6 protein-coding genes are annotated in these 8,072 nt (G+C 58.5%); 2 read left to right on the forward strand and 4 right to left on the reverse strand.

From position 1 onward, the window contains the following. Window positions 1–264 precede the first annotated feature (264 nt). Window positions 265–741, forward strand: coding sequence for an Lrp/AsnC family transcriptional regulator (locus IVB50_RS18665; protein WP_247282150.1), 477 nt, complete (start codon window positions 265–267; stop codon window positions 739–741). Window positions 742–1,420: 679 nt separating this feature from the next. Here IVB50_RS18665 and trpD read toward each other — a convergent pair. From trpD to IVB50_RS18680, 3 genes are all read right to left on the reverse strand, one after another. Then, complete coding sequence (gene trpD, locus IVB50_RS18670) at window positions 1,421–2,434, reverse strand: anthranilate phosphoribosyltransferase (protein ID WP_247296883.1); 1,014 nt, start codon at window positions 2,432–2,434, stop codon at window positions 1,421–1,423. 569 nt (window positions 2,435–3,003) lie between these two features. Continuing rightward, entirely contained in the window at window positions 3,004–3,219 is a 216-nt protein-coding gene (locus IVB50_RS18675) for a hypothetical protein (protein ID WP_247296884.1), read from the reverse strand. 540 nt (window positions 3,220–3,759) lie between these two features. Next, window positions 3,760–4,497, reverse strand: a complete 738-nt coding sequence (locus IVB50_RS18680; RefSeq protein ID WP_247296885.1) for a carbonic anhydrase — start codon at window positions 4,495–4,497, stop codon at window positions 3,760–3,762. Window positions 4,498–6,524: 2,027 nt separating this feature from the next. On the opposite strand from IVB50_RS18680, the gene IVB50_RS18685 reads away from it, so the two are divergent. Next, window positions 6,525–7,388 (forward strand): prolyl oligopeptidase family serine peptidase, encoded by an 864-nt coding sequence (locus IVB50_RS18685; RefSeq protein WP_247296888.1) that lies wholly within the window; start codon window positions 6,525–6,527, stop codon window positions 7,386–7,388. A gap of 149 nt (window positions 7,389–7,537) precedes the next feature. Here the strand turns inward: IVB50_RS18685 and IVB50_RS18690 are convergent. After that, the coding region (locus tag IVB50_RS18690; RefSeq protein WP_276577031.1) for a TCP-1/cpn60 chaperonin family protein at window positions 7,538–8,072 on the reverse strand (535 nt) is incomplete at its 5' end.

Below are 8,072 nucleotides of genomic sequence, written 5' to 3' on the forward strand. Positions count from 1 at the left end.
ACAGCGCGTGAGGTAAAGAGCTTTAGCGGCTTATTGGAATGAGGGGAGGCGACGCAAGCCGACCGGGCGCGCACAAGACCAGAACCGGTGGTTGGCTGTCCCCAATAAGGTTTGAGCCTTCAACTCGTCAGTGCGCGCATTGTCGTCTGAAGACGTACATTCGTAGAGGTGCTAGGGAGGATTTTAGAGATGACCGGGACGCTCAATGGGACTACTTCGCATGCTTGGAGGAGGCGATCGCGCTCGAGAGTCCGCAATGCAGCCATGGAAATCGACAAAATCGATGCTCGTATTCTTGATCTCGTTCAACGCAACAATCGCCTAAGCAGTGAAGAACTCGGCGCAAGAGTTGCCCTATCTGCATCTGGAGTTCAGCGCCGACTAAAGCGCCTACGAAAAGAGGGCGTGATAGAATCAGACGTCTCAATCATTTCGCCAAGGGCGATCGGCCGAAACGTGACTATGCTGGTCCTCATTTTCTTTGAGCGCGATCGCGCCGACATCATTGATCGTTTTAAGCGGGGGATCCGCACTATGACGGAGGTGATGAGCGGATTTTACATCACGGGCCAAGCTGATTTCATCTTGTTGGTGACTGCAAATAATATGGAAGAGTACGAGCATTTCACCCGACGCTTGATAAATGAGAATCCAGATATAAAGCGCCTCGAGACTGTAGTTGTTCTGGACCGAGTCAAAGCCGGTTTCATTTTACCAATGGGATCGTTGGCATGCTGGTGACCCTCGCCATGACCGTTAACGCCCTGATCTTGGATGCAGCATAATGGCTTTCCGCGCTGTGAGAGCGGTAACGACCATCTCCCACTCTGGGCCTGCGTCGATGCGGTCCGATTAAGATGAGGCCGCGTTCCCGCAATTCCATCTGGCTCGGCGCATGCTCCTCAACAGCAATGTCCGAGGTTAACACTAGCGGCATGAGAGCACCTAGTGGATTCCGGAATCGTCGACAACCTGCTTTTTTTGCAGCGAGAAGATGCTTATCGAGTGTTGTGTGCAGCGTACCCCGCAGATTTGGAGGATGGAGCTGCCTGTATCGATGACCGCCCGAAATTTCGGAATAATGTGTTCTATCTTTGCCATAAATGCGAGCGCTTCTACCGTTCGCGGGGACGTCATTGCTTATCCATTGACGTCTTGCGCGCACACAAAATTGAGAACCTAAGCTTCGGCCGCGGCCTTTGCTGATTGTCTCGGCAGGCTGCTTCGCACTGGTCTTGGCGATCTGAGGCCTTTCGCGGATCCCGCTCCGTCGGTTGGAAAAGCGGGGCTGCTGCGTCTGTGACCCCGCAACCGCGGTAAGCCTCTCGACGTGTGGCAGAGGCACATCGCGCTTCGCCTGCAACCTCTTCGCGCTCGTAGGCTTCCATGTTGGTGTTCAAAATGTCCCGCGTCGGCCGTGTCAAGCATTGGAGATCGTGATCAGGTGTTTCAATCGCGCAGCTGCCGCTCCGCTGTTAAGCGATTCTTGCCCAAGGGCGACGCCGTCCCTCAAGCTGGTTGCGTGGCCTGCCACGATCATTGCTGCGGCGGCGTTGAGAAGAGCAACATCGCGGTACGGACTTGGCGTGCCGTCGAGCACGCTTTGCAGCGCGATTGCATTTGCATCGGCGTTGCCGCCCCTCAGCGCCTCGTTGTGGCAGCGGGCGAGGCCCGCGTCTTCCGGGGTGACTTCGAAGGTACGGATCGCATCTCTCTCTAGCGCGGCAACAAATGATGGTCCGGTGAGGGTGATCTCATCGAGTCCATCTGAGCCATGCACCACCCACACCGACTCAGCACCAAGGTTCTTTAACACCTGGGCCAAGGGCTGCACCCATCGACGCGAAAACACTCCGACGATCTGCCGCTTGACTCCGGCTGGATTTGCGAGCGGGCCGACTAGATTGAAGATCGTGCGGGTCCCAAGTGCCGCTCGGATCCGGGCAACGTGGTGCATAGCCCGATGACGGATGGGCGCAAGCATGAAGCCGATGCCAGCTTCGTGCACACAACGAGCAACGCTTACAGGCGGGAGGTCGACCTTCACGCCGAGCCGGGCCAAGACGTCAGCAGCACCCGATAGTGAGGACACGGCGCGGTTGCCATGCTTGGCCACAGGAACGCCGGCGCCGGCGACGATGAATGAGGCGCACGTCGACACGTTGACTGAGCCCAAAGCGTCACCGCCCGTACCAACGATGTCGACAGGATCGGGGGGCGCGCTGACCCGGAGCATTTTGCTCCTCATGGCCGAGGCTGCGCCGGTGACTTCTTCTACGGTTTCGCCACGGACCCGCATGCCCATTAGTAATCCCCCAATCTGGGAGGATGTCGCCTGGCCCGACATCATGATTTCAAAGGCTGCTGCGGTCTCCTCGCGGGTCAGCGTGGCACCTGTAGCAACTTTGCTAATGATTGATTTGAGCGCGTTCATTGCTCTACACGTGTTTAGCGTGCCAACTGGCGAGTCGCGCGTGCGAGCGCGACCTTAATCCGCTAGATGATCCCATCTCCATGTTGTCGCTACCCACGCTGTTCTTTGCTGATATATGATCGGACAAACGTTGCGGTTTTGTGAGATCGAGCCGCACTCGACGGTTGCAGGATGATGTCCATGCCACACACGACTACTCGTCGTTGATGCTCCCAGCTGGCGCCGGCGCATAGCTCGAGATCCTGACCAAATACACTGCATGTTGCTCTTGATATGGCATTATGTCGCGCCGTCTCGATCAACAATGGTGCTCCTCCTCTTTGAGGTAACTGACCTTCGAGCGCGTTGCGCAACTTGCGCGTCTCGGCCGGCATCATCGGGGCTCGTTACCGGCAGCGTTTGTGGGCTTAGTGGATGTTTGCAATGATCCTAAGTCACTCGTTATCGATACTTGCGCGCCCCATGACATCATTCTCACCCGTTTTCGTTTTCTGCGTTCAACAGCGAGGCGTCATTTGAGGGGGGCATTCGTGGGGCATGCAGCTCGGCAGCCGGTCCGGCTAGGACCGTTATGCGTCGTCGAAGGCATGCGCGGTCAGCTTGAACGTCAGTCCGCTCTGCGATCCTACAACCTGACGCTGCGTAAGAATCAAGCTATTCATGGCGTTCACCTGCAAAGGAGCAAGCGTTCTTTGCTCGAGATCAGAGCCGGCGATTGGATGGGAAGACGGTGGGTGGTTTCCATAGCCGACATGGCGGGACGAGTTCTTCTGCAACCAGCCCATCGTGGAATCGTTGACCGCGATCGTATGATGGCTTGCATGCAAAAAAAGGCCCGGCCTCATTTTGGAAGCCGGGCGAAGTCAGTCTGGGAGGAGCGACGCTGCTACACATCGCACCGACCGTCGGCAAGGGAGAGTTGCCGCCGGCTCATTTGCGGCGAGCGTTCGCCGCAAATTCGAAATAGGATAAGATCGTTATGCCATCACCCCACACGCTAGGAGTAGGTTACATTTGTTTGTTAGAGGTCGCGATTTCATTTCAAGATTGTACAATGTGACGTTACGTGCGATTCAAGTCCTTTCAACGAAATGATCGCAGAAAGATCTCCAAGCTTTTGGCTCCCCGGAAGTAGCCAGGTCCGTGCGTAACGTACTATCCATTCTGTCCCACCGGTGGGGCCTGCACGTGAAGGCGCGCGCCGGCCCGCTGCGTAAGATCCGTCCCTCCGATCACCAGGATCTGGTCGACTAGGCGGCAGAGACAACAACCTTTCAACGTTGTCGCTTCAAACGGCACTGCTCAGAATAGGGCTCTGATGACGGTCAGCTCACCAATTCGACTCGGCCGGTGTCGAGCCGATAAAGACCCCCGACGACTTTCAGCCTATTCTGCTCAATTGCTATATTTAGAATCGGAGCTGCCGATTTGAGCTTATTGACATTGTCGATTACATTTTGTCGGATCGCATTTGCGAGTGCATCCCCGCTTTCCTGGGAAGACGCTTTTACCGCGGGCGCAAGTGCGGCGGCGAGAGATGGAATGTGCCCAGGCAAAGACTTGCCCTCTCTTAAAGACTCGATCGTAGCACCGACGGCGCCGCAGCGATCGTGGCCAAGTACCATGACCACCGGGGTTTTTAGCACGGCCACCGCATATTCAATGCTGGCTAGCATTTCATCGTTGGCGAAATTACCAGCGACACGGCAGACGAACAGATCGCCAAGTCCGCTATTGAAAACATGTTCGGGTGCAATACGTGAATCGGCGCAGGTTAGGACCGCTGCATATGGATTTTGCCCGCTGATTAAAGCTTCGCGCTCCTGCCTGAAATCGTCGAGTCGTGATAGGCCATGCACGTAGCGCGCATTGCTTTCCATTAGTCGCTTCAGCGAAGCGTCCGGCGTGAGAAGGTTGTCCGGTTTTGGCGGCGCTGTTGCCTCCATGGCGCCGGCAATCCTACCGCCCAGCAGGATGCCCGCCGCCGAAGCCGTGAACAGCATTAGCGAACGGCGAGACGGCGTCATCGGATAAGGCAGGATCGGTAGGCAGTCTTCACACATGTTCCCCTCTTCGAGTGCTGCTCTACGCCGTCCCGTGGCTTCGGGCTTGGCCTCGCTGCGGAACCAGCGCTACCCAGCGCCTTGCCTATGGAGGTGCACCAACTCAGTTGCACAGATGTGTTCGCCCTAGCGCCTCTCGCTTCGCTTGATGACAGCGCGATGGGCGTTATCCAAAATGGCTCCGAGAAGGAGTTCTAAAGTGTCATTACGGCAGCCTGATCAGGATTTCGAGACAACGTCACCGCCTCCCAAACAGCCGTTCTTCAGGCGGCATGCGCTTCACTAGATTGGGAGGAGTGGAGTGAACGCGGAGCCGCGCGAACGGCCTTAGCGCCGGGATCCCCACGTGCGCACGCACGGTGAGCACGAACGAACTGGGCATCCTGGTCGCTAGTGCTCCTCAGGTAATGTAGCCCGACCGAAGTTGTCATCGGCGCGTGCCCAATGGGATGCCTATCACATTGCGACGCAGCTAAGAACGGCTCAAGCCTCATTCCAATTTCTAGACGAACTGCGCGCCGTCCCGCGGTGCGCGTGGTGCAGCGGTTTAGGTCCAGTATGACGTTCGGAGTATTGCCGGTCTGCAAGGCACTGAGCACCTCAGCGTACTTCGGTGAGGGCTCTTCGGCCTTGACCATCGTGCTGACGCTAACGGCCAACAGTAAGGACACTAGGAGTGGCGGGCGTCTGCCATTGCACAGCATATTCTCTTCTTCCTCCACGGAGCAGGCGCGAAGAAGTCAAGTTGCTCGATGGCATGCAAGCATGTGCCCTAACCGTTCTCAAGTGCTTCGAAGGGAATCTAACGTCACAAACTCGTATGTAAGACTGTGCACGGTTGGCGGTCCGCCGAATTAATTCAGGTGCCGAACACCTGCCTTCGGCGGTAGCCGGCGCAAACGAAGTCGTTTCGTGCGCCAACGCAGCGGTGCCAAGATCAAGCGCGTGTCGAAAGGCGAATCGCGCCATGCTCGAGACCTTTGATTATGCACGCTTGTTGACCTTGGCACCCTGTCAGCATCGGACCACCAGAGACTCGGGAAATCACGGCCGTCGTTGCCAGCCGGTAAGACCAACCTCTCCCTGGGTCGCCGCCTCGATTTCGCAGGTCGGTGAGTAGCGAACTACCATTGGTGGCGGCTCTTAATGAACAATCAAGAGACGTTGCCATGACGGTTTTGACGAAAGCCGAGAGCCTGTGCTTGATTCCGTGAAGCCAGTTCTTGTTCTCACCCAAGGAACCTGCGCAGGTGATTGGGTATGTGCGCCTAAGGGTGCGTTGCGCTTGCAAATAATTATGGTCGATCCCGCGGAGTGCGAGTCACTTCGTGCAATGCCTGCGAATTGCGAGAACGACCTGCCGTTTCGGCGGGCTCGTCACTGACCCTCCGCATGATGACGCGCCGTGCTGACATGTGCTCGCGCTCGCTGCACCAAGCCGCGGCAAATTCTCCGCGCGAGAGCCTTCCTTGAGCACGTGCCGTTGCAAGCCAGGCGCGCCATAATGCTTCTAGCGCGATTACGGACCGATCTGTGAAACGCCAGCGCAGGGCACCTCTGTTCCATCGGTGAGAAGCGTAAAGCGCATCACAATACTTGAAGCTAACACCACATTGTCAGGTTTGAGCCAACGGGCGCGACCGGGCGACTGGAGGAGCTCCAATTTTCAGGCGGCACCCTGCTTGCTTCGTTTGGACCGGTGGGCACGGTCCCACAGATGTCCGCTGTCGAGACCGAATGTACCTCTTCTGTCTGCTTCCGGCCCAGCTCGGTCGCGCGAGCCGGGCGGCCCACCCAGTCCAGGATCACTCCCATGAAACACTCGCTCCTTGCCGCCGTGTTGCTCTCGCTGACGTGTCTGTCCTCCACGGCGGTTCTCCAGAAGTCGGCCCCTGCGGCTCTTCCTTTGGCTCCAGGAAATCGAAGAGCCGCGCGCACTGGCTTGGGCCCGCGCCGAGAATGACAAGACGCTCGGCGTGCTCCAATCAGATCCCTGCAATCGCCGCTTCTTTGAGGAGGCGCTCAGCATGCTTCAGGCCAAAGACCGGATTTCGTATGTTTCGTTGGAACGGGGGGATCGCAGCAATATCAGGACAAGAATCACATGCGCGGCATCTGGGCGCGTACCAGGCTTGACAGCTAGCGCGGCCAGGACCCGCACCTACTTTCTGGTACGTCCGAAGAACGCGAGGTTCGGAGCGGAGATCCGAACTCTTCTCAATGGTTATGGCGGAGTCCTCGCCACCCTCCTGCGATCCTTTGCCGGAGCGACGGGCCGGCTCTGGCCCGAGCAGGGCAGTGCATATGTCGTCGCGAACCTGCGGGGCGGCGGCCAGTTTGGGCCGCGATGGCACGAGGCGGCCCAAGCGGCAACGAAGCAGCGGGCCTGGGATGATTTCATCGCCTTTGCGGAGGACCTAATCCGTCGGAAAGTCACCTCTCCGCGCCGATGGGCGTGGTCGGCGGCAGCCAGGGAGGTCTGCTGGTGGGCACCGCGATTACTTAGCGCCAGGACCGCTTCATCGCAGCGATCGTGCAGGTGGCGCTGTTCGACATGTTTCGGTTCACCAAGTCGGCGCAGGCTCCTCCTACGTCGGCGAATACGGCGATCCCGCCATCCCGAGCAGCACGGCTGGATCGAGACCTACTCACCCTGTCAGAAGCTTGTCCTGGGCAAGACCTACCCGGTCCCGTTCATTCTCACTTCCAACAAGGACGACCGCGTGCATCCGGCCCACGGCCGCAAGGCAGCGGCCAGGCTTGCTGCGCTCGCCAGCCCCATTAGTGCTATGAAAATTTCGACGGCGGGCATAGCGGCCGCCAATCTCACGCGATACGCGCGCCGGCTGGCACTCGAATACACCTATGCATCCAGGCGGCTTGTGGATTGAGTGCGGTTGACGAGTGAGTTCGTTAAGGTCGCCAGTGCAAATAGCGGGAGCGCATAGCGCGAGATCAGAACAACGAACTGAAAAAGCCACGAGCAAAAAATGACCCCCGGCATTTTTCTGCCGGGGATCGCATTTTTAAGAGAGTTGGATCAGAAGTCCATGCCGCCCATGCCGCCCATGCCGCCGCCCGGAGGCATCGCGGGCGCGCCGGTGTTCTTCTTCGGCAGCTCGGCGACCATGGCCTCGGTAGTGATCAGCAGGGCCGCCACGGATGCAGCGTTCTGAATCGCGGTGCGGACCACCTTGGTCGGGTCGATGATGCCCTTGCTGACCAGGTTGCCATACTCGCCCGTCTGCGAGTCGAAGCCGTAGGCGTACGACTTGTTCTCGAGGACCTTGCCGACGATCACGGAGCCATCTTCACCGGCGTTGATCGCGATCTGGCGGGCGGGCGCGGAGAGCGCCTTGCGCACGATCTCGACGCCGGTCTTCTGGTCGTCGTTCTTGGTGCGCAGACCCTTGAGCTGCTCGGAGGCACGGAGCAGGGCGACGCCGCCGCCCGGGACGATACCTTCTTCGACCGCGGCGCGGGTCGCATGCATCGCGTCATCAACGCGATCCTTGCGCTCCTTCACCTCGACCTCGGTCGCGCCGCCGACGCGGATCACCGCGACGCCGCCTGCG

The organism is Bradyrhizobium sp. 87 (assembly GCF_023073015.1).
Lineage (GTDB): Bacteria > Pseudomonadota > Alphaproteobacteria > Rhizobiales > Xanthobacteraceae > Bradyrhizobium > Bradyrhizobium canariense_D.

Bases quoted from the DNA above. Each gene is read 5' to 3' on its own strand.
- IVB50_RS18665 (WP_247282150.1), top strand. From the start codon at position 265: ATGGAAATCGACAAAATCGATGCTCGTATTCTTGATCTCGTTCAACGC.
- IVB50_RS18675 (WP_247296884.1), bottom strand. From the start codon at position 3,219: ATGGGCTGGTTGCAGAAGAACTCGTCCCGCCATGTCGGCTATGGAAAC.
- trpD (WP_247296883.1), bottom strand. From the start codon at position 2,434: ATGAACGCGCTCAAATCAATCATTAGCAAAGTTGCTACAGGTGCCACG.
- IVB50_RS18680 (WP_247296885.1), bottom strand. From the start codon at position 4,497: ATGTGTGAAGACTGCCTACCGATCCTGCCTTATCCGATGACGCCGTCT.
- IVB50_RS18685 (WP_247296888.1), top strand. From the start codon at position 6,525: ATGCTTCAGGCCAAAGACCGGATTTCGTATGTTTCGTTGGAACGGGGG.